The organism is Lactiplantibacillus xiangfangensis (assembly GCF_001438845.1).
Taxonomy (GTDB): Bacteria; Bacillota; Bacilli; order Lactobacillales; family Lactobacillaceae; genus Lactiplantibacillus; species Lactiplantibacillus xiangfangensis.
This window is the reverse complement of the sequence record NZ_JQCL01000057.1, coordinates 39,552-61,863: the sequence shown is the minus strand read 5'-3', so window position 1 is coordinate 61,863 and position 22,312 is coordinate 39,552. Positions and strand designations below refer to the sequence as shown.

22 protein-coding genes and 1 riboswitch are annotated in these 22,312 nt (G+C 48.2%); of the genes, 6 read left to right on the top strand and 16 right to left on the bottom strand.

The window, feature by feature from the left end; translation table 11 throughout:
* The first annotated feature begins 140 nt into the window (after positions 1 to 140).
* Positions 141 to 2,876, top strand: coding sequence for an HAD-IC family P-type ATPase (locus IV64_RS05865; RefSeq protein ID WP_057706201.1), 2,736 nt, complete (start codon positions 141 to 143; stop codon positions 2,874 to 2,876).
* Between the two features lie 99 nt (positions 2,877 to 2,975).
* On the opposite strand, the gene IV64_RS05860 is transcribed toward IV64_RS05865, so the two are convergent.
* The 4 genes from IV64_RS05860 to IV64_RS05845 form a co-directional block, all read right to left on the bottom strand.
* On the bottom strand, positions 2,976 to 3,770 hold the full coding sequence (locus IV64_RS05860; RefSeq protein WP_057706200.1) for an alpha/beta hydrolase: 795 nt from the start codon (positions 3,768 to 3,770) through the stop codon (positions 2,976 to 2,978).
* Positions 3,771 to 3,798: 28 nt separating this feature from the next.
* The gene (locus IV64_RS05855) at positions 3,799 to 4,581 is read right to left on the bottom strand and encodes an alpha/beta fold hydrolase (RefSeq protein ID WP_057706199.1); all 783 of its coding nucleotides are present in this window, start codon (positions 4,579 to 4,581) and stop codon (positions 3,799 to 3,801) included.
* 25 nt (positions 4,582 to 4,606) lie between these two features.
* A complete protein-coding gene (locus IV64_RS05850) occupies positions 4,607 to 5,266 on the bottom strand; it encodes a hypothetical protein (protein WP_057706198.1) in 660 nt (219 codons plus the stop codon).
* A 91-nt stretch (positions 5,267 to 5,357) separates the two neighbouring features.
* On the bottom strand, positions 5,358 to 6,722 hold the full coding sequence (locus tag IV64_RS05845; protein ID WP_057706197.1) for an amino acid permease: 1,365 nt from the start codon (positions 6,720 to 6,722) through the stop codon (positions 5,358 to 5,360).
* 232 nt (positions 6,723 to 6,954) lie between these two features.
* Here IV64_RS05845 and IV64_RS05840 point away from each other — a divergent pair, with 232 nt between their 5' ends.
* The gene (locus tag IV64_RS05840) at positions 6,955 to 7,410 is read left to right on the top strand and encodes an NUDIX hydrolase (protein ID WP_057706196.1); all 456 of its coding nucleotides are present in this window, start codon (positions 6,955 to 6,957) and stop codon (positions 7,408 to 7,410) included.
* A gap of 73 nt (positions 7,411 to 7,483) precedes the next feature.
* Here IV64_RS05840 and IV64_RS05835 read toward each other — a convergent pair whose 3' ends face one another.
* The 6 genes from IV64_RS05835 to thiM all read right to left on the bottom strand — a co-directional run bounded on the left by IV64_RS05835 (position 7,484) and on the right by thiM (position 12,940).
* A complete protein-coding gene (locus tag IV64_RS05835; RefSeq protein ID WP_057706195.1) occupies positions 7,484 to 9,073 on the bottom strand; it encodes an HIRAN domain-containing protein in 1,590 nt (529 codons plus the stop codon).
* A gap of 125 nt (positions 9,074 to 9,198) precedes the next feature.
* Positions 9,199 to 9,510, bottom strand: coding sequence for a hypothetical protein (locus IV64_RS05830; RefSeq protein ID WP_057706194.1), 312 nt, complete (start codon positions 9,508 to 9,510; stop codon positions 9,199 to 9,201).
* Positions 9,511 to 9,604: 94 nt separating this feature from the next.
* Positions 9,605 to 10,339 carry a gamma-glutamyl-gamma-aminobutyrate hydrolase family protein gene (locus IV64_RS05825; RefSeq protein ID WP_057706193.1) on the bottom strand — a complete coding sequence of 245 codons (735 nt, stop codon included), beginning with the start codon at positions 10,337 to 10,339 and terminating at the stop codon, positions 9,605 to 9,607.
* Between the two features lie 322 nt (positions 10,340 to 10,661).
* Positions 10,662 to 11,318 (bottom strand): thiamine phosphate synthase, encoded by a 657-nt coding sequence (gene thiE, locus IV64_RS05820; protein ID WP_057706192.1) that lies wholly within the window; start codon positions 11,316 to 11,318, stop codon positions 10,662 to 10,664.
* Positions 11,308 to 12,132 (bottom strand): bifunctional hydroxymethylpyrimidine kinase/phosphomethylpyrimidine kinase, encoded by an 825-nt coding sequence (thiD, locus tag IV64_RS05815; protein ID WP_057706191.1) that lies wholly within the window; start codon positions 12,130 to 12,132, stop codon positions 11,308 to 11,310. Before thiD ends, thiE begins: the two co-directional genes overlap by 11 nt.
* A gap of 19 nt (positions 12,133 to 12,151) precedes the next feature.
* Positions 12,152 to 12,940: a hydroxyethylthiazole kinase gene (gene thiM, locus IV64_RS05810; protein ID WP_057706190.1), complete on the bottom strand. Its 789-nt coding sequence runs from the start codon at positions 12,938 to 12,940 to the stop codon at positions 12,152 to 12,154.
* Positions 12,941 to 13,018: 78 nt separating this feature from the next.
* Positions 13,019 to 13,125, bottom strand: a riboswitch (TPP riboswitch).
* Positions 13,126 to 13,306: 181 nt separating this feature from the next.
* Between thiM and IV64_RS05805 the strand changes: the two genes are divergently transcribed.
* On the top strand, positions 13,307 to 14,275 hold the full coding sequence (locus tag IV64_RS05805; RefSeq protein ID WP_057706189.1) for a zinc-binding dehydrogenase: 969 nt from the start codon (positions 13,307 to 13,309) through the stop codon (positions 14,273 to 14,275).
* Between the two features lie 354 nt (positions 14,276 to 14,629).
* Here IV64_RS05805 and larE read toward each other — a convergent pair whose 3' ends face one another.
* From larE to larA, 6 genes are read right to left on the bottom strand one after another with little or no spacing between them, the layout of a single operon-like run.
* A complete protein-coding gene (larE, locus tag IV64_RS05800; protein WP_057706188.1) occupies positions 14,630 to 15,460 on the bottom strand; it encodes an ATP-dependent sacrificial sulfur transferase LarE in 831 nt (276 codons plus the stop codon).
* A 35-nt stretch (positions 15,461 to 15,495) separates the two neighbouring features.
* Complete coding sequence (larD, locus tag IV64_RS05795; protein ID WP_057706187.1) at positions 15,496 to 16,209, bottom strand: D/L-lactic acid transporter LarD; 714 nt, start codon at positions 16,207 to 16,209, stop codon at positions 15,496 to 15,498.
* Positions 16,210 to 16,213: 4 nt separating this feature from the next.
* The gene (gene larC2, locus IV64_RS14750) at positions 16,214 to 16,645 is read right to left on the bottom strand and encodes a nickel pincer cofactor biosynthesis protein LarC2 (protein WP_057706186.1); all 432 of its coding nucleotides are present in this window, start codon (positions 16,643 to 16,645) and stop codon (positions 16,214 to 16,216) included.
* 38 nt (positions 16,646 to 16,683) lie between these two features.
* Positions 16,684 to 17,544, bottom strand: a complete 861-nt coding sequence (gene larC / locus IV64_RS14745; RefSeq protein ID WP_057706185.1) for a nickel pincer cofactor biosynthesis protein LarC — start codon at positions 17,542 to 17,544, stop codon at positions 16,684 to 16,686.
* Between the two features lie 34 nt (positions 17,545 to 17,578).
* Entirely contained in the window at positions 17,579 to 18,325 is a 747-nt protein-coding gene (gene larB, locus IV64_RS05780; protein ID WP_057706184.1) for a nickel pincer cofactor biosynthesis protein LarB, read from the bottom strand.
* On the bottom strand, positions 18,326 to 19,600 hold the full coding sequence (larA, locus tag IV64_RS05775) for a nickel-dependent lactate racemase (RefSeq protein WP_057706183.1): 1,275 nt from the start codon (positions 19,598 to 19,600) through the stop codon (positions 18,326 to 18,328). It abuts the gene before it with no gap.
* Between the two features lie 248 nt (positions 19,601 to 19,848).
* On the opposite strand from larA, the gene IV64_RS05770 reads away from it, so the two are divergent.
* The 3 genes from IV64_RS05770 to IV64_RS05760 are packed head-to-tail and all read left to right on the top strand — an operon-like array spanning position 19,849 to position 22,311.
* Positions 19,849 to 20,514 (top strand): Crp/Fnr family transcriptional regulator, encoded by a 666-nt coding sequence (locus IV64_RS05770; protein ID WP_057706592.1) that lies wholly within the window; start codon positions 19,849 to 19,851, stop codon positions 20,512 to 20,514.
* A gap of 14 nt (positions 20,515 to 20,528) precedes the next feature.
* Complete coding sequence (cbiM, locus tag IV64_RS05765) at positions 20,529 to 21,512, top strand: cobalt transporter CbiM (RefSeq protein ID WP_057706182.1); 984 nt, start codon at positions 20,529 to 20,531, stop codon at positions 21,510 to 21,512.
* Positions 21,490 to 22,311: an energy-coupling factor transporter transmembrane component T gene (locus IV64_RS05760; protein ID WP_057706181.1), complete on the top strand. Its 822-nt coding sequence runs from the start codon at positions 21,490 to 21,492 to the stop codon at positions 22,309 to 22,311. Before cbiM ends, IV64_RS05760 begins: the two co-directional genes overlap by 23 nt.
* The last annotated feature ends 1 nt before the right edge of the window (position 22,312 follow it).

The following is a 22,312-nucleotide window of genomic DNA, read 5'->3' as shown; positions in this document are numbered from 1 at the left end:
GTTCATCATATATAATATATTAAACAAACAATGCATATATGGAAGGGATGTGGCGAAATTGTCCTACACAATGCGCAAGAAACGCCGAGACTTTAATGACCCCAATCGATAATATAATAAATTTTTTAGGAGTGGATTGAATGATAAAAGATAACACCCATAGATTGAACACCACGGAAGCAACTACTGATGATCAGGTCCCACCTGATCCGGTCAAGTTGTGGCAGCTTGATGAATCGGCTTTAGCTACTAAGTACCATACGGATCCACAAGATGGGCTAAGTATTGCCGAAGCTGCTGACCGTTTACAACACGACGGTCGAAACGAATTGGAAACGAAACGTACATCCCGGTTCGTCCAATTCATCAAGCAGTTTAATAACAGTATTATTTATATTTTAGCGGCCGCCGCGATCTTAACGTTTTTCATGCACCGTTACTCGGACTCCGTCGTTATTGGCTTAGTTATCATTGCCAACGCGATTATCGGATATGTTCAAGAACGGCAAGCGGGTAACGCCTTAGAGCGTATCCGCGAAATGTTGATTTCAAAAAACTTTGTGATTCGTGACGGAAAGAAACTCGAAATTGATGCGCGTGACCTAGTCGTCGGTGACCTCGTTAACTTGGAAGCCGGTGACGCGGTTCCCGCGGACATGCGTCTTATCTCCGCGGACAACTTCAACGTTCAGGAATCCGTTTTAACCGGTGAAACGAACGCCGTTGAGAAACAAGAAGAACCCATGACGGCTGACCAGTTAGCCTTGGCCGACCGTAAAAACATGGTCTACGCATCAACCGCGGTCACTAGTGGTTCCGCCTTCGGGCTCGTTACAGCCACCGCTGAAGATACTGAAATTGGGCATATTCAACAATCCGTTAGTGAAGTTAAACAAACTTCAACACCATTAATGCGGAACTTAAATTCCTTAGGTCTCTGGCTTTCCGTCGCCATCGTTGTGGCGGCCGTCTTACTATTTGTATTAGGGCTAGTAACGAAGATTTACAGCTTACCAACCCTTTTAATCGCCGTTATTACAATGGTCGTGGGCTCAATGCCTGAAGGATTGCCAGCTAGCACGTCCGTGGTCCTTGCGATGGGAACCCGTCAAATGACGAAGAAAAACGTTATCGTTAAGTCGCTTCCCGCCGTTGAAACTTTAGGGGCCGTGGATATCGTCAACACTGATAAAACCGGGACTTTAACTAAAAACGAAATGACCGTAACTAAAGTCGTTACCCCTGACAACACGTTTGACGTGACCGGTGTGGGTTACGACGACAACGGTGGTGTTAACTTTGACGGTGCGTTGAAGTTACACGGTAAAGCCGTTGACTGGCATGCCGACCGTAACATGGAATGGCTCGTCAAAATTGCCGGACAAACAACCGACGCACAGTTACACTTTGAAAATAATCGTTGGGAACTGACCGGTGAACCAACCGACGGGGCGTTAACAACCTTGTACCGGAAAATGACTGGTCACGATCCCGAAGTTGATGAGGTCGACTCACTCCCATTTGACTCCGCCTTTCGTTTTTCCGCCCGCTTAGCCGATTTAGATGGCCAACGGTTCCTGATGGTCAAAGGGTCACCCGCAACCATCTTACGGTTAACCAAACAAGCTGATCAACCTACTTACTGGGACCAGGCGATGGATGAGTTAACGGCGGACGGCTTACGGGTCGTTGGTTTGGCTTACCTCCCCGTTTCCGATAACGTCACGGAAATCGATGCCCAACAAATTGGCGGCTTAAACTTAGCCGGCTTAGTTGGGATCATTGACCCGCCACGCGAAGAAGCGGCTAAAGCCATTGCCGAACTCCGCCAAGCTGGCGTACAAGTTAAAATGATTACCGGGGACCACCCGGATACTGCGATGGCAATTGCCAACAAGTTAAACTTGGCACCAACCGTCAATGCCATTACGGGGCCTGAAATTGACGCCATGGATGACGCCGAGTTAAAGGCTAAGATTGACGATTACAACGTCTTTGCACGCGCGACACCTAACAACAAATTGCGAATTGTCCGTGCGCAACAAGCAAACGATCACGTGGTTTCCATGACTGGTGACGGGGTCAACGATGCGCCCGCCCTAAAGCAAGCTGACATTGGGGTTGCGATGGGGATCAAGGGGACCGAAGTGGCCAAGGAATCCGCTGACATGGTACTTGCGGACGATGACTTCGCTGATATCGTTGCCGCCGTGCGTGAAGGTCGCCACGTCTTCGATAACATTCGGAAAACGATTCGCTTCTTACTCCCAACTAGTTTTGCTGAAGGGTTAGTCGTTATCATCAGTATCTTGATGGGACACGAATTACCACTGTACCCGACCCAGTTGCTATGGATCAACATGGTCTCCGCACTGACCATCCAGTTTGCGTTCATTTTCGAGCCACCCGAGGCTGGCATCATGTCCCGGGGGCCACGGAACGTTAAGGCGGGCTTGCTAAACAAGCTGGACTCGTTTGAAATATTCTACGTTTCCTTGTTGATTTCTGGCTTAGGCATCTTTGCTTACGACTACTTGACCGCAATTGGGCTACCAAACGTAGTCGGAAGTACGATGTCACTGAACATTATCATTTTTGGGAAGATCTTCTACCTGTTCAACTTGCGAAACGACCACCCGGTTATTTCCAAGTACTTCTTCCAAAACAAGATGGCGTTCTATATCATCGGTATCCTGATCCTGTTGCAGCTCGGCATTATCTACTTGCCGTTCATGCAATCAGTCTTCCATACTACCAACATCAACTTCTGGTACGGTTGGGGTATTCCAATCGTCTGCGGAATCGTCGTCCTGATCGTGACGGAAATTGGGAAGTTCCTACGTTTCCGGTTTGCTCGTGACGAAGTGTTAGACTAATTAAACGACAATCTAAAAGAGCAGCGCCTACATATATGAGGTGCTGCTCTTTTCGTGTACCCATCGGTCTTATTTTAACTCTCAAAAATCTTGGCTTGCTTAAACTTCTCGCCATGTCCCCTTAACTAGCCAATGCATCACCGCGGGCAACTGCGCAACCCACAGGGGCCAATCATGGCGACCGGGTAACTCACGCCAAGTGAAGCGGTCACCGAGTTTGGCCTCAAAGTGTGGCCGACTCGCCTCATCCATGGCTCGCAACATGTCCTGACTTCCCGTCGTCATTAACACGCGGAGCGTCGACCGTTCAGGCTTTAGCTGTTCAAGTAACCAGTTCACATCGTTGGCGGTACCCGTCATTTTATCTGGATCAAACGCAATGTCCATATCCGGCATAATGGCCGCCTTGTCAGTTCGAAACTGGGCAATGTCCGTGACTGGTGACATCGCCGCCACCGCCGCAAACCGTTGTGGATACGTCAACGCCCAGCGCAACGCACCATAGCCACCCATCGAGTTTCCCGCCACCATGTTTTTCTTAGGATCATCACTCAGTGGAAAGAGGTAACGCATTCGCGCCGGTAATTCGGTCGTCATAAACGTCCAGTACTTCGGTCCCGCCACCATATCCGTGTAAAAGCCCCGTTCCGTTTGTGGCATCACGACGGCCACCCGGTACTGGGTCGCTAACCGCTCAATCGCCGTTTCGCGCAGCCAGGTCGTGGCGTCTCCCCCTAACCCGTGCAACAACCACACCGTCGGTAACGCTTGACGCCCACTGCAATAATCGGGTGCCACACTCCCCGTCGGCGTCAATGGTTCGGGTAAAACGACCTGTACCGTTACTGAGCGCCGTAACGTATTCGAGAAAAAGTTGTTACTATGAATTGACATTTAAACACCTCAGCATTCATTCAAATCATCAAAGCGTTTTTAAAAACGTTAGTAACGCTTCATTAAAGGCAGCCGACTGTTCAGCCATCACGATATGTCCCGCTTCGGGAATCACAAGGCTCTGACCATGGCGCGCCATCTTAGCCGTGACCGCCGCAAAATCTGAATCAAAATACGGGGACTGCTCACCGGCAATAATCAAAAACGGCACGTTGAGCTGTTTAATCACGTCACGCCAATCTTGAAACGCATGGTTAATGAGTAATGGCACCATCAATGCACTGTCAAACGGCGCCTGGGTCTCGATTGCCTTAACCCGGGCATAAGTTGCGTCGTCAATGTGCTTATACGTTGAACGTCCTAGTGGCAACTTGAAGTAGTCCGGGAAATCCCGCCACTGAACCTGTTTAAATCCATAAGGCCAGCTCACTGTATTAATCATCTTAGGTGTTTGGTCAACATCGATCACGGCCCGGATATTGTTATCACCATATAGTGACAAGTAGGCAAACCACGTGGACGCCCCCATTGAATTGCCTAGTAAAATCGGATGGTCCAACTCGAGATGCGTGATTAACTCGTGCGCATCAACGGCGCGGCGGCTGATGCGTAGTCCCTTAGCCGTATGTTCCGACAAGCCTTGGCACCGGCCATCCAAATTAATGACCCGGTAGCCTGCCTGCAATAAGACTGGAATTTGAGCTAACCAAATATCCTTAGAACCACCAAAGCCCGTTAAAATAACAACGGCCTGACCAGTCCCTTCATCCGTATAATCCAAACTAACGTGGTCCGACGTCAAAAATTGCATCCAGCATCACTCCGTTCTTGACTAATTAGTCAAAATATTCAAGGCTTAACTTTTCTAACTGTTCATACCAAGTTTTAGTCGCTGCATCCGTATCCGGTGCCATCACCGTTACCGGCGCAACTAAATTAGCTGCCCGTGACCAGTCAACCGTCTCATCGTCATGCATTAATCCTGCTTGCAGTTGCGCAATCTGGGCGTTAGTAATCTGTGACAAATCATTGACCAACCCTAGTAACGCATTAACGGCTAGTTGCGTGGTCACAAGCTTTTTCCAGTCTGCTTCTGTCATTGTATCGCCTAACGTTAACCGCCGTTCAAGTGGCACCGCTGGGACTTCTTTAACTAAAAACGCCTGAAAATCCATCACTGCCTGGCTAATAATAGCATAGCCCTGCCAGGGTAGTTGCCGGTTAAACTGCTGCAATGTCTGCTTAGTGACCGTCATGACGGACCAATTAGGACTAGTCTTCTGCGCTACCGTTAACCACAAGGCAACGAAGCGTTGCATCGTTTTACGCACAACTGGTCGCTGCCGTTTGGCCCGGGTTAGGTGATAGCGGACCTGCAAAAATTCCACCACTGCATCCGGCGTCAACGCCCGTTGCTCATGGACTTGGTGTCGCTGTTTAAGTTGCCGTTGCTTCTTTTGCCGACTGACTTTTGCATAATGTCCTTGTTTGACCATCTCATGCCACCGCCTTCTTGCTTAGTTTACTAATTTTACCGCAAAACCTGGCCAAAACAAAAAGAACTCACCATCGCTGGCAAGTCCTTCTCTAAAGTTCTTCTTCAGTTTTACCGTGATACTTACGGAAATAAATCAACGTCATGATGGCCAGGAAGACGACCCCTACCAAAATTGAATAACGCGTTTCCGGATTGATGAACATGAAGATCAACGTTAACGCCAAGAATGCCAGCGTTAAGTAGTTTGAATAGGGTGACAGTGGCATCTTAAACGGATGTCCCGCCATCTTATCCGCGTTTTGCTTGCGGAACTCGATCTGACTGACTAAAATCACGAACCACGGCACCATCCCTGGTAACACACTGGAACTGTAAACCATCACGAAGATCTCACTCGCATCCTTAAAGAATAGCGGTAAGATCACGTTCAACACGATTCCAATCAGAATTCCCGCAGAAATTGCAATGACCGCGTAAAATGGTACCCCGTGACGATTCAACAACGTCATTTTTCGTGGCAATTGGTGGTTTTCCGCCAACGTATACGTCATCCGACTCGCACTGTAAATACCGGAGTTCGTACCCGAAAGTGACGCGGTGATCACCACGAAGTTAATAATTGAAGCGGCCGCGGTAATCCCAATTTTGGCAAACGTCTGAACAAATGGTGACCCGATTTGATTCAACTGATCCCATGGATAGATGCTGACGATGACGAAGATGGCCCCAACATAAAAGATCAAAATGCGGGCAACCGTCGAACGAATCGCTTTAACCAAGGTACTCTGTGGATTTTCGGCTTCACCCGCCGTCACCCCAATCAGCTCAATCCCTTGATAGGATGCCAACACGATCGACAGGGCAAATACAAAACCTTTGACCCCGCCGGTGAAGAACCCACCGTGCGACCATAAGTTACTGATCCCAATTGGATGACCATTGTTGCCGAATCCAAACAGGATTAACCCTAAACCGGCGATGATCATCAAAATAATCGTGACCACCTTAATCAGTGAAAACCAGGTTTCAAGCGTCCCAAACATTTTTACCGAGATGAGGTTCGCCACACATAGGAAGACAATTGCGATGAGTCCTGGCACCCAGTCCGGTAAGTTCGGCCACCAATAACGACAGTAGCCGCCCAACGCAATCATTTCACTCATCCCAACGACGACGAATTGGAATACGTTGCTCCAAGCCGTGAGGAAGCCAAATACTGGGTGAATGTATTCGGAAGCAAACTTAGCGAACGAACCCGTATTAGGATCCACGTACAGCATCTCGCCTAACGCCCGCATAATCAGGTATAAAAAGGCCCCTGAAACGACGTAGGCAATCAAAACTGACGGTCCGGTCCACTTGATGGTCGAGCCCGATCCCATGAAGAGACCGACCCCGATCGTGCCACCTAATGCAATCATTTGCATCTGGCCCGTACTTAATTTTCTTTGCATACATTACTCTCTTTTCATTAATCAAAGAACGACCTATCGATTTTTGATAGTATATAGCTTTTATCTTAGCTAAAAAATAACGACGACGCAAATTAGATTACAACTAGCAAGCGAGGTCTGTACTAATAGCCACGCTAAATTAAGCGCTATTAGTAGAATTTCATCGACTCAAACGGAAAACTAACCTGTTTTGCGTATAATTAAGTTATCAACCACAAAGGGAGTGTTTCTTATGGCAAATTATATTCAGGAAATCCGCGCACTCGTTGGTCATAAACCAATTATTTTAAACACCGCCGCGGGGATTTTAGTCAACGACCAACAACAAGTCCTCTTAAACTTGCGAACCGACACCCACAACTGGAGTTTACCCGGGGGCTATCTGGAGTACGGCGAAACCTACGCGGAAGCCTGCGTTCGTGAATACCAAGAAGACAGTGGCTTTCAAGTTCGCATCATCGACCAGATTGGGATTTTCGATCGCGGGGAAGCCGTTTACCCTAACGGCGATGTGGCCCAAACAATCAGTGCCTTATACCTCGTTGAACCCGTCGGTGGCGAAGCCTTAGAACATTCAACCAACGAAACCCTTAAATTAGATTACTTTGACTTTGACAAGCTACCACCGCTGCTTAACCAGCAAACGGCCGACATGTTAGCCGCCGCGCACGACTACCTCGAAAAATAAGCTAGAAAAGTCCAATCAAAAAGGACTGCGATTCTTTCGCAGTCCTTTTTCTATAATTAATCATTTTGACCAATTAGTCTATATCTTGGTCGTTCCAGCTATGCAAAAAGATCTGGCGCCAGTCAGGATTTTGAGGAACGATTGACGTTTGTGGATGCTCGGGGTTCGCAATAACGGCTAAATTTGCAATCGCCGACAGTGGGACTTGCTGCATTTCAAACGTATCGTAATTATAAAAAGCCAGACAGCCAATGATTGTCTGCTCGTCATCCTTAGCCGTGGTTGTAAAGAGCTGCACTGGATAGATGGGCTGGGTCACCATCCCGACCGTCGGCTCAAAATAGTGCATCGTCGCAATCTCGTGGTAAATGACCGCGTGAATTAACGCCTGGACTAACGTCGTATTCACAGCTTCCAAGCTTCCCGGTAATAGTTGGACCCGTCGTTGATAGCCGGACAGCGCGTGATAGGCTTGATCACCGACCGTTACCCGAATTTTTTCCACGGTCAGATCAGAAACGCTCGGCTCTAACAGCTGACCGCCTTGTTGATTAGGTAGCCCCGAAATTAGCAAAGCCGCTAATTCTTGCTGATTAAACGTCGCGTGACTCTGACTCGCCGTCACTGGTAAATACGGAACAACCGGCTGTTCTGGAAAAGTTAACGCGGCTTGCAAAGCTGGTTGTGCCCGGGGATCACCAAACGCTGTCCAACTGACCACAAAGCCTAACCGAGCGTGCGCCGACACGTCACTAACTCGGTAAAAAGCGGTCGTGGTGCTCGCATCATCCGCCAAATTATCATTTTGACCGGTCATGACCGCCGCACTCATCCCAACGACGTAAAAGCTATCCGCATTGGTTAACACGATCCCGTTCTCCCGGCTAGACTGCCAACGTTGAACGACTTGCCCGCCGCTAGTTGTCTGACACGCCACAATGCTTTGATCGCCCACCCGCGCCCAATCTGGTGTGAGTAAGTAACGCCGCGTCACGGTTAATTCATCTCCAGGCGTCAGCCAAGGTGTTAGCGGGACCGTTTGATAGTGCAATGGCCGGCCATCACAAGTAATCACGACATCGCCCAAGGGTGAGCGGACAAGATCCGACGGCATGGCTGCTAACGCTGGCTGATGTACCTCAACTTGCTGGCGCGTCCGCATGGCATCGACTGGGCTAGGCTCATCGGCCACCCGCCATAAGACAAGTTCTACGCGTTGTTGCTCCCGTGATAATTCACTCACAATGCCGTACAGTAACCGGCCTTGATCCATGAGTTCGGCATACGCCTGATTTTGATAACGGGCCACGTACCCGATTCGGTCATGCCGTTCCGTCCACACGGAGATGGCATCCGCATCGTGCTCATTATCGGGTTCGCGCTGTAACAGCACGAACATTCCGACGTGTAGTGCCAAAAGCGTCTTTTCAATATCATCGACGTAATGTTCCCCAACGACGGTCACACGGTCTAATTCAACATCGGGGGTTTCATCGTGTAATTCAGTTATCTGAACAATCTCGTTTAACCCGACAATTTGCACGCCCCCGTGTCCGGATTCTGCTTGGACCAAGAACTGCTGGCCCTGATTAATCACCGATAAAATTCGATACGTCTGTTGATTTTCAGTTGTGACTTGCATGCCAACTTCTAGCGATTTCATAACCCCACCCCCTGTTGTTTTTAGTTACTCTTATTATACGAAAACACTGCCAGTGATGAAAGCCTTCTCACGGAGAATAAAAACGTTAATCCCTTATATTAAGAAATTAACGTTTCTAACACTTATTAACTAGTCATACTATCCCGATAAACTTGTTGCCCGGCTTGACGCCCGAAAACAACCGCCTCAGCGATTGAATTACCGTCAATTCGGTTATTACCATGCAAGCCACCCGCTAAAGTTTCACGGTAGAAATCGTCAAACCTATCTACGACGTGGTATTGCAGTTGTACAAGGGTTTCAGCTGCGTCCATACCCGACTCGTGTGCTTGAACAGTACTAACTAAGCCGGAGCTCCCGGATCCGATAATAATGACATCATACTGTGACGCTAACGTTGTTATCACGGTTGACTCAAATTGAAACTTCGCTGCCATGCGCTCAATCCCCTCGTTATTCAAATATGTAGCACAATGTTTCACGTGAAACATTGCTAAGTTTATTCTACCGTATGTCAGTTTCAATTACTGCTTAGTGCGCACACGCTGCAACGAATCCACCAAATAACTGTGCTTCGACTGAATCACTCTGCTGCATCATTTCTGGATGCCACTGCACACCTAGTTGTAAGCCATCCGTGGTCGACTCAATGGCTTCAATCACTTGATCAGAGGCCATTGCAACTGGTTTAAATCCCGGTGCAATTTTGTGTAACGTCTGATGATGAAATGAATTGACTGCCAAGTGCGTTTGGCCAAGATAACCCGCTAAGGTCGACCCTGGCGTTACCGTCACGTTGTGCATCCCGTACGCGGCCAATTGTCCCTGCATATGTTTCAGCGTTCCTTGACCAGCCGGCATATAGCTGACGTCTTGATAAATTGTCCCACCGTAACAAGCGTTTAAAATCTGAACGCCCCGGCAAATACCTAACACCGGCTTATGGGCCGCGTGCGTCGCTTTAATCAGGGCAATTTCGTACGCATCGCGCTCAGGATCAATCCCACCTAACTTTGGCTGTGCCTCTTCACCGTAAGTGAACGGCGCAACGTCATGGCCACCACACAACAGTAGGCCATCAATCAGTTGCACATAACGCGCAATGGCTGCTTCATCCAGCGTCACTGGCAACACTAACGGGATTCCACCGTTATCGGTAATCGACTGTAAAAACTCCCGGTTAACATAATCCCGCTTCCGTCCCGGAAACATCTGGCTGTCAACGACCACCGTTCCTGGCGCAATTCCAATCATTGGTTTGGTCATACTTCATCCTTCTCTCATCGTAAACAACGCGGTTAAGTCTTCAATCGTTGCACGTTTCGTGCTTGACGCGGTCGAACAATTTAACTGCTTAGGTTTCAATACTACTTAAAGCCATTGTACCCGCCGTGGCAACTGCGGGCAATTCATCACGTCCTTTGCGGTTTGAATTTTTTCCGTGTTCAAAAAAACTAGGTTCCAAACTGGAAACCTAGGATTCAATTTAATAATTGTTCAACTCACTAACGACCGTTTTAGCGGCACTGGCTTTACCACCATCCAGTCAAATAGACTGCCGTCCCTAACTATAAGACATCCCGTTCCGTCATGACTGAAACGCCGTGGCGGTTAACATGGCACCCACGGTTCTCGGCATATCCGTACTGCGCGCAATCATGGAAATCACCGCTGAGCCCGCTACCCCAGTCGCCGCAACCGGTCTTAACTGAGATTCGGTAATTCCCCCAATGGCCACGATTGGCCGCTGAGAACGAGCCACCAGCTGTTTCAAACCGGCCAAGCCGACAACTGGATCTGCATCCGCCTTTGAAGTCGTTGGGAAAATGGGCCCACTTCCAATGTAGGCGATCCCCCTAATTTGGTTTGCAATGGCCACCTCTGCTAAGGTTGAACACGACAAGCCCACAAACATTTGCCCCGCGACCCGTTGCAACACCGTCGTGACGCGATCATCCTTTTGACCAACGTGAATGCCGTCCGCGTTCAATGCAAGCGCCAGCTCAACGTCATCATCTACAATAAACGGCACGTTCGCAGCGGCACAGCGTTGATGCAACTGTCGCCCCAATGCCAGGCGCTCATTCGGCGTTAACTGACTAGTCCCTTTATCTCGGTATTGATAAGCGGTAATGCCAGCGTCTAACGCTGATTGCACCACTGTTTCAAGGTTGGCTCCCGGCACATCCTGCGTCCCACAAACGAAGTAAGCCCGTAACTGGTTCCGATTAAACTTAAGCGTCATGAATGGTCACCTCGTCGCTCGGGGTTGCCCAGTGATTTAACGGCCCGTGTCCATGGCCAACTTGAATCGTATCCTGAATCGTGCCCGCAACGTAGGCTTTAGCCGTTTGAATCGCTTGCGCCATCGACTGGCCCTTCGCCAATTCTGCGGTAAGGCATGCTGACAACGTGTCACCCGTGCCGTGAGTCCGGACCGTTGCAATCCGGGGTGCGGTTAACCAGAAGGCCGAGCCGTCAGCCAGTAAAACGAAGTCATTAGCCATTTTGGGATCCGCTTCGTGACCACCTTTAATAATCACGTTTTTAGCACCTAACTTTTGTAATGCGTGCCCGGCTTGCACCATGGCCGCATTATCCGCAATCGTCATACCCGTCAGCTTCTCGGCTTCGGGCAAATTGGGCGTCACGACCGTTGCCAGTGGGAGTAATTCGTCACGCACCGTTTGAATCGCATCCTCAGCTAACAACGGTGCGCCACCCTTGGCAATCATGACGGGATCAACCGTCAGTGGGCCAAAATCGTAGCGGCGCAAATTTTCAACGACCGCGTGTACGCGCTCGGCATCGGCTAACATCCCCGTTTTGCACGCTAAAATGTTAAAGTCATCAGCTAGCGATGCACACTGTTCATCGATTAATTTCGTCGGCATCGCCATAAAGTCTTGAACACCCAACGTATTTTGGGCGGTCACCGCGACGACGACCGCCGTACCGAAAACGTGCCGGGCCTGCATGGTTTTCAAATCAGCCATCACCCCAGCACCGCCACCACTATCAGTCCCCGCGATCGTTAGCACTTGTGGAAATTCATTCATATCCTAGCCCCCTTGATTTCTAATTTATTACTGTAATATCGGTAATTTCTGATACTTTTACCAAACTGAGTTTATCGATCAAATCAACGGCAAACGTGGCTGGCCGGTCCGCCGTTAACTGACTAGCCACGAGTTCGCCAGTCGCTGCCAAAACTAGGCACGCCGTCTGGGCCGCCTCAAAGTAATCATCGTTGACAGCGGTAAACGCCGCCACAATGCTTGAAAGCAGGTCACCCGAACCAACGTGTAGTTGAAATAGCGGCGTGCCATTATGAACTTGTGCAACGCGCGTGCCATCCGTAATCACATCGGTTGGCCCGGACAAAATTACGCAACAGTGGTACTTTTGCGCACAGGCTTTAGCGATTTCAACCAAATCACCCTGACCCTTCCCAGCGTCAATCCCCTTAGCTTGCCAATCAATGTCGGCCAACGCTGCAATTTCACCGGCGTTTCCACGAATGATCGCAACGTCAATGGCTTCCAACAAAGCAGCCGCAACGGCCTTTCGGTACGGAACCGCCCCGACAGCGACGGGGTCTAAAACAACGGGCTTATGATACTGATTAGCAAATTGCCCCACCACGTGCATCTGGTGAATTTGCTGTTCCGTGAGGGTCCCTAAATTGATGCAAACCGCGCCCGCAATTTGAACCATCGTCTCAGCTTCTTGAACTTCTGCTGACATGATGGGCGACGCACCGAGGGCGTTCAGGCCGTTAGCAACGTCTTGAACCGTCACAAAGTTGGCAATGTTAAAAACAACTGGGTTTTGATCACGTAATTCGTTTAATAATGCTAATTTCATCATCGATCGCTCCTTTAATTGGCATGCCCAACCAAAAAACGACCACTGATCAACATGCATTGATCGAGTGGTCGCTAACTATCAGCTGTGACACTTTCCCTACGCAAGTCTGAACTTACAGGTTCAAAGGGATCGGTGCTCACAGCACCATCTCAGCCCATTTTTGGACACCCCTAGTGTTAATTGTTATTTAGTTTGATTAACTTTAGTTTAATGATTGTAACCGCTATCGTCAATCTTTGTTTTAAAACAACATTTTACACTTTTTACGTAACTGTCTAACAACCAGCTTTTCGTTCAAATATCCTAACTAAAGCAGTTATAATGGAGGCAATCCCCAAAATACGAAGAAAAGAGTGACAATTCATGCAAGCTTTAGTTGTGCCTACCGCAAGCGCCCATCGTTTAACCGACTTGGAATGGCAGGAACGCCCAATGCCAACCATCGAGCCTAACGAAGTTTTAATTAAGACCCAGTCAGTTGGCTTAAATCCGGTCGATTATAAGGTGTTTACCGGACCCCATCCCGATTGGACTTATCCCCACACTTTAGGCTTAGACGTGGCGGGCATCATTGAAGCGGTCGGTGCCGACGTCCATAATTTCCGGCCCGGTCAGCGAGTGTGCGGCCACGGCAATCTCAGCGAAGACGGTTGTTTTGCCGAATACGTTAGTTTTCCAGCGGACGCCCTCGCAGATATCCCAACCACCGTCAACTTTGAGACTGCGGCGGGAAGCCTGTGTGCCGGGTTAACGGCCTACCAAGCCCTTTATCGCAAGGCTAATCTGAACAACGTCCAGACGGTCCTGATTCACGCCGGTGCTGGCGGAGTCGGCAGTATGGCGATTCAGTTAGCGAAGCAGGCCGGAAAAACCGTTTACACCACGGTTTCCAAGGGCAAGCAAGCCTTCGTTGCCAAATTAAAACCGGACGCCCAAATCGATTACCACGCCGAAAACGTGACCGCTAAAATTCAGGCATTAACGGCCGGACAAGGGGTTGATCTCATCATCAACACAGTGGGCAACGCTGAAGCGGACTTTCCCCGCCTCGCCTATAACGGCCAGCTGGTCTGCGTCTTAAATCCCCCTGCATTTCCAGCCAAACAGGCAATTACGATCAGTAACTTAGATTTAGGCGGTGCGCACCGAAGTGGTAATCCGACTCAAATCGCCGATTTAGGTCAGATGGCCTTTGAGTTACTGGCAAAAATTGCCAAGGATCAAGTCAATCCGTTGATCAGTCAGGTCTTGACCCGCGAGCAACTCGCTACCGGCCTCGCACAGATTCAAGCACATCAGGTGACGGGTAAATTAGTCGTTAATTTTGACTAATTAAGCAGTAACCTTTATTTAAAAACAAAAAATGAGTTGCCACACACTTAAATTTCAAGTGTACGACAACTCATTTTGTCATCACTCATTCTAACTAGTAAGAAGCAAACTAGTCGCAAGGGCTGAAAACGTTCACTCGCCGTGAGAGTGGTGTTGGCGCTTTAGGCCTACACCACCGGACGTGTTTGGAGCCTTGTTGCACTTTACAAGGCTCCAAACCGAGGGCCGAGACCGCTTTTCAGGCTCGGACCGGGCCGCATAGCGAGTGGACATTCTCAGCCCTGGAGACGGAAAATGACTGTAATAAAAATGGTGTCCCAGAAATATTTCTGAGGCACCATTTTTTTAGATAAATTAAGCGAAAGCTTCAACTTGTTGTTTCGTCAGGGTATCGTTCATCCGACCACTACGGAAACCGCCTAAGTCTAAGGTAACGTAACGGAAACCTAATGATTGTAATTGACGGTTAACACGGTCGTTGAAGACCAAGAAGTCACCGATCCGGGCTTCTGGTAATTCAATCCGAGCAATGTCTTCGTGGAAACGAACACGAACCGTTGGGAAGCCTAAGCTACGTAAATATTTTTCAGCAGCCATAACTTGCGCGATGTTTTCATGCGTTAAAGTCGTGTTGTATGGGAAACGTGAAGATACGGAGCAAGAAGCAACCTTGTTCCAGTTAGTTAACCCTAATTCTTGTGCTAAAGCACGAACATCAACTTTGAAGAAGTCGGCTTCTTGTAATAAGCTCCGTGCGCCAGCTTCGGTGCGGGCCTTCAAACCAGGACGGTAGTCATTTTCATCGTTCTTGATCATCCCGTCTAAAACGGCGTTGCTACCATTAGCAGTAGCTAAGTCGTTCAAACGATCGTAGAACATCTTTTTAGCAAAGTACCAGCTATCAGGGGTGTTTTGCTTGATGTGTTCGTCGCTTAAGTAGTCTAACGTCGTTGTTTGAACGTTGGCACCTAATTCTTCTGCTAAGCTAACAGCTTTGTCGAATTCTTCATCGGTGAATAATTCAGAGTTAGCAACAACGGCAACAACGTTTTCTTTACCTAAAACGTTTAATGCCATCTTTAATACTAACGTACTGTCAATCCCGCCAGAAAAGGCCACTGTGACCTTTTTTAAACCTTTTAATAAACTCGTTAACGTTGCTTTCTTTTCTGCTAATGTTGACATATTAATAGCCTTCTTTTTTTATTTTAATTAACTAGTTAAATTCCAAAAAATCCATGCATAAACCAAGCGGCTGCCGCAGCGCCGACAAATGGTGCGATTCCGGGAACAATGATTCCGTATTGCCAATCGCTATCTGCTTTATTAGCAATCGGTAAGATGGCATGCGCGATCCGGGGCCCCATGTCCCGTGCAAGGTTCATGGCGAACCCAGTCGGACCACCTAGTCCCATCCCAATGGCCCAGACAAGCAGTCCAACACCAATTGGCACGATTCCCGGTGTCTTGATCGTTGAAATCGCTAAAATACCTGAGATGAAAATAAAGGTATCGAAAAATTCAACGAAGAAGTTCCGTGGTAAGTTCCGTACAGCTGGTGCCGTACAGAATAAGTTCCGAATCGTAATGGGTGAAATTTCACCCGTCGATGCTTTGAAATGGTCAGCATACATGATCCAAACGATCACGGAACCAACCACCCCACCTAGCACTTCAGCAACGGAGTAAGGAATAAAGCTACTCCACGGCAAGTTACCAAGTAAGCATTGTGCTAATACCATCGCGGGGTTGATACAAACATTTCCAAAAATAAAAAGTGCAATACTAATCCCAAAACCCCAAGTTGTGATGGCAAAAATATGACCGGAACCCCGGTACTTAGTTCCCTTCAGGACTGAACTACAATGAACACCGACCCCAAAAATAATCATCAAAGCCGTTCCCATGAATTCAGCAAATAATTGATGTACCAAAAATCTAGTCCTCCTCGTCCAACTGCGCAGCAGCAACGATTGCCGCCTGATAAACTGTTCGCAGCGGAATATGGAACTGCTGTGCTAACTTAGCGCAGTCCGCGTATTCCGGTGTTTTTTTCGTAATGTTGTCATAAGTCGCAATTTTCAATTGCACCGGACCATACGGGGTTTCAACCGTCATAAAATGGCGCTTCATGATCGTGCGATGCCACGTCTGATAACGGACACCAATCGTACTGGTCTCACTCAAGATCAATTTAGTGAGGGCGGCTTTTGCCTGAACGTTTCCCAAAACGGTCAGTTTCGTCGCCGGCCGATTCTTTTTCATTTGAATCGGGGTGAAGAACACGTCGTAGGCCCCCGCCGTTAACAGTTGGTCCATGACGTAACCTAATCCTTCACCAGTTTGATCATCTAAGTTGGCTTCAATCATCAAAACGTCATCCTTGGTTCGGTTAACGACCTGATGACTTAGTTTTTTTTTTCGAATAAAACGGCACGTAAAGCGTTAAAACCGCCCGTTTCCCGTTTCCCGAAACCATAACCGATTTTTAACGGTGTGGCATCTTCGGGTAACGGGCCAAAATCTTGAACTAAGGTCTTGACGATGCCCATCCCAGTTGGCGTAATCAACTCGGTATGAATATCTAACCGTTGTTGAATCGGAATACGACTGCCGACCCGCATTTGCATCACAGCAGGAACGGGAACCGGCATCTGGCCGTGAGCCACGTTGATAAAGCCGCTACCGTCCGTCAATGGTGATGATAAGACTTCGTCGATGTCCATTAGTTCCAAAGCGACACAACAACCAACGATATCCACGATGGAATCAAGCGCACCCACTTCATGAAAGTGAACGTCGGCCAATGGCATATGGTGCACGGTGGCTTCCGCCTTCGCAATTTCGGTAAAAATGGCGGTGGCATGAGCCTTAACGTGATCCGATAGATCACTAGCATCGATCAACTGCAAAATATCCGTTAAATGCCGGGCTTCACCATGATGATGGTGATGACCAGCGTGGTCGTGGTGATCATGCCCATGCTCGTCGTGCGTGTGTTGGTGGACTTCGTCTTCATCTGCGTGGTGATGGTGTTCATGGGTATGTTCAACAAACCCATGGTCCTTACCGCCAGCAACTTGAACGTCAAAACTGGTCCCGTAAATACTGCTTTTTGCTAACCGTTCGCGGGTCAACTCGTACCCATGAACGTGTAACTTGGCTAATTCCGTTTTTAATTGGTCAAAGTCCAAGCCGAGATCCAGCATGGCACCTAAAAACATATCCCCACTAATACCGGAAAACGCATCTAAATAAAGTGTTCGCATCTTGAATTCCTCTCTTGGTTTCGTTATCTGAATTTTACAATTGATTAATCATGCTAGCTGAGTACGCCGCACCAAATCCGTTATCAATATTGACAACGGTGATACCGGACGCACAGCTATTCAGCATGGTCAAAAGCGCGGTCATTCCTTGGAAATTCGTCCCGTAGCCGATACTCGTCGGAACGGCGATCAACGGCTTGTCGATCAACCCACCAACGACACTGGCTAAAGCGCCTTCCATCCCAGCAATGACGATCACCACTTTGGCACCCCGAATAACGTCTAACCGGGCGAATAACCGGTGAATACCGGCCACGCCAACGTCGTAGACCCGTTCAACGTGGTTACCAAAGGCTTCCGCCGTCACCGCCGCTTCTTCAGCAACTGGTTGGTCAGAAGTCCCGGCCGTGACGACTGCAATGTAGTCATCACTTTTCGGCGTAGGCATTTTACCGACCGTCATACACTGGGCCTTTTCGTGATAAACCGCAGTCGGCAGTGCTGGTTGGAGCGCCGCAAACTTTTCCGGTGATAACCGGGTCGTTAAAATTGGCAGGGTTTGATTGGTCATCGCCTTCACGATTCCCGCAATTTGCGGTGCGGTCTTGCCCGCGCCGTAAACGACTTCTGGAAACCCATTCCGTTTTTGACGACTCAGATCAACACTGGCAAAACCTAAGTCAGCGGTCTGAGCGGCTTCTAACTGGCTCGTCGCATCTTCAGGCGACAGCGTTCCCGCCGCGACCCGTTGTAAAATTTCAGCGGTTGTCAACGTTGCCATCTATTTCACGATAACGCCAAGACCGTCTGGAACGACCGTTACTTTGGCAGCTTTGCCTTCACGGGCGTAGGCCATTTCCATGGCTTCATCCAAACTCTTAGCTAATTCCATGTGCATCCCCGTAATTAGTTCTGGATCAACTAAATCTGAGACGAAGATGACGTGATGGTGAACCAGGATCCGGGCAAAAATTTGTGCGGTCCATTGGTCAGGAATCGTCTTTAAGCGTGGTGTATTGATGGCTTGATCCAAGAATTCTTTAGGATCGTCAACGTCGGCCAAGTTATGGAAGAACCCTTCGCCACCATGACCATCACGCGCACCAGCAACCATGACGATCGTGCCGCCTTCTTTGTTCGTTGCTTCGGCAGCGGTCATCCCTTTAACGGCTTGATAGATATTTTGATCAAGTGGGTAACCACCATTGGTTGAGATGGCAATGTCACAGTCGATTCCAGGCACACTGGAAAGGTCCTTAACAAAGTCACAACCAACTTTATGTGCGGCTTCCATATCACCGGCGAACGACCCAATAATCTTCTTATCTTCATCTAAAACAACGTTGACAATGAAAGCTAATTTAGCCGTACGCGCAGCGTAAACCATATCTTTATGAATTGGGTTATGCATTAAGTTCCCAGTCCGCGCCTTTGGTGAGTTGATGAATTCACCAGAATGGTTGGCCATGATCGTCTTATAAGAAGCGACCCCTGGCAAAACGGACTTCCGACCACCGGAGAAACCGGCGAAGAAGTGGGATTCAATAAAGCCTTCAGAAATGAGTAAGTCGGCTTCCGCAGCGACTTTGTTAATAATGCAGTCCCCACCTGAAGGTAATTGACCGATTTTGACCATTGAGCTGTCGTCGGTCGAAACGTGCATCACGATTTCTTCATTGTTCACGATGTCTTCGCCATATTTATTAACTAATTCTTCGTGGGTTGAAGGCCGGTGGAAACCGGTGGCTACTAAAATCCGGATCCGTGCATCTGGTGCAACGGAACGCAAACGCCGTAAAAGAATTGGGGTAATAATATGTGATGGTACTGGCCGGGTATGGTCTGAACTAATGATAACAATGTTCTTTTTGCCTTTAGCAAGTTCTTCTAATTTTGCGGACCCAATTGGGTTATCCAACGATTTTTCAACCGTTTCGCTTTCGGATAATTTGTTATGATATGTTGCAGCTTGTGAGACGAGCTTACCAGCGAAATTTTCATCAGGAATTTCAGCGGTAATCGTCTTCTTGTCGTATGGTAAATCAATCGCAACCATGACTTTTGGCCATCCTCTTTCTCGTAAAATGAATTTTAACGTGCATGTTTTGTTATACTAGAAGTCTGTAAAACTGTCCGTTACATTTTAAGTTTTCAAAAATAGTTAACAAATGTATACTTTAAATGCGATTGTCACAATCACGAAAACCGCTATGCTAGGCAGAGTAGTTATCGTGATTGAAGCTGAAAGTCATTAATACATTCACTTTTGACCTCAAAATCTTTCACGAAAGAACTGATACTAAGATGGTATTAACTGATATTGAATATTTATTAAGTTACCTGGAAGCCCACCACGTACCAACGATTAAGAAAAAGCGGCATACCTACCTGACTTATCACGGTTTAGCTGAACATTACACTTACGTCTTAAAAGACGGGATCATTAAAAACAGCATTATTTTGCAAGATGGCCGGGAATTTAACCTGTCTTACATTGCAAAGCCCGATGTGATTTCATTATTGCGGGATGAAGTTTCCCGTTCAACTGACCAACCATTTAACGTGCGGATCGAATCCGAATACGCCACGTTTTATCAAGTTAACCGCGTGGCCTTCTGGAAGTATGTCAACAGTACCCCCGAATTACAAAATTACGTTAAAAACTATTACCGGAAGAAATTATCCGAAAACATCCTCCGATTACAACGCATGGTGATGAACGGGAAGAAGGGCGCGATCTGCTCCTTTCTCTACAGCCTGGTCGACTTATTTGGCCGCAAAATCAATGAGGGAATTTTAATTGATTTTACCGTCACTAACGATGATATCGCCGGTTTTTGCGGAATTAGTTCTCGTAGTAGCGTTAACCGAATGCTGAAGGAATTGCGGGCAGATGGGGTTATTACAGTTAAGAACCACAAATTTATCATTCAAGATATCAGCTACCTCTTGGATCAAATTGCAAACTAGTGAGGTGCTCATCCGTGCATATTCCGGATAATTATTTAAGTCCCGCCACGTGTGGGACGTTAGTCGCTGCCATGGCACCTGTTTGGACCGTGGCCGTCATTAAAGTTAAAGCCCAAGTCAAAGAGCACCACGAAACTTTACCAATGCTAGGCATTGCCGCCTCATTGGCTTTTTTAATCATGATGTTCAATTTACCAATTCCCGGTGGAACAACTGCACACGCAGTCGGAGGGACCTTGTTAGCGGTGCTAATTGGGCCCTGGGCGGCTTCGCTAGCGTTAACGGTCACATTAGCCCTGCAGGCGCTACTATTCGGTGACGGCGGTATCCTTGCCTTTGGCGCCAACGCCTTCAACATGGCTTTTATCATGCCATTTGTCGGCTATGCCTGCTATCGACTCGGCCAAAAGTTACACCATGAAAAGTTGGGCCTAGCTATAGGGGCTTATCTCGGGATTAACGTTGCCGCCCTCGTTGCCGGTATTGAGCTGGGGTTACAACCCTTGATTGCCCATACGGCTAGCGGCGCGCCGTTGTATTGTCCGTACGGCTTAAACATCGCCGTTCCCGCAATGTTGACCGCCCACTTATTAGTTGCCGGTTGGGTCGAATTAGTCTTCACCCTCCTCGTCTTCCAATTCGTTAAAAAAGTCGCACCAACTAACTTATATCAGACGCCAACCCGTACCAACCAGCGTCCCTGGATTGCCTTGCTCATTGGCTTAGCCGCACTATCGCCACTCGGCTTACTCGCTAGTAACACGGCCTGGGGTGAATGGGATCCAACCGAACTTAAACAGTTGCTTGCACAGCAGCATCTCAGTTCCCAAGCACCACAAGGGATGGTTCACGGTTTCCACTTTCAAGCACTCTTTAGTGACTACGCGATTGCCGGCTTACCGGTTAGCGTGGGCTATATTTTATCCGCATTGTCTGCCATTTTAATTTTCTTACTTTTGATTCGAGGCCTTCAACATGGATCCGAAACCACGGACTGAGTTACCTGCTTGGCTTATTGAGAAATCCACTTCAACCAAGCGCCAAGCGGCCAGAACAAGTTTTCTGCAACGCAACCAACGCCACTTGCGCGCCTTGCTGACCCGGTTAGCACAGCCCGCGCCAGTGATAGCTAAACGGCGGTGGCACCTTGCCCCGCAAATTAATTTAATTCGCTTATTACTACTAGTCTTTTTGATTGCCCTAATTAACAACGTGACGTTGTTATGGTGTCTTGCCATATTGCTAGGTTTTCAGCTTCTTTTGCTGTCACCCAGCCAGTTGCGCCGCTTCGTTAAAAGCTGGTTCGTCAGCTCACTCGTGGCCCTCATCTTCGTCCTTCCAAGTTACTGGTTAACTGGCCCAAGCACGCTATTATTCTTTGGTTTAAAAACGAGTTTAATGCTGGCTAACGCCCAGTACTACCGCCTAACAACGCCATTTCAGGACTTATTAAGCGGGCTTAAAGCACTGCACTGTCCCGACGTGTTGATTATGACTTGTGCGATTGCCATCACCTACTTGCGAATGCTCGGCCAACACCTATTGCTGACCATGGAAGCCTTAGAATTACGAACGGTCGCACCGGCTAAACATCCGTATCGCTTGATTGGTGCGATGTTCGGTAACCTTTACCTCAAGAGTTATTCCTACGCGCTAGAACTCTACGCAGCCATGGAAGCCCGTGGGTTTAACGGTCACTACGTTCGTACCACCACACCACATAATCGGTGGCGTGATTACCTGTCACTCAGTCCTGATATTTTGGTCTTGATATTATTTATTTTTTGGGGGAATTAAC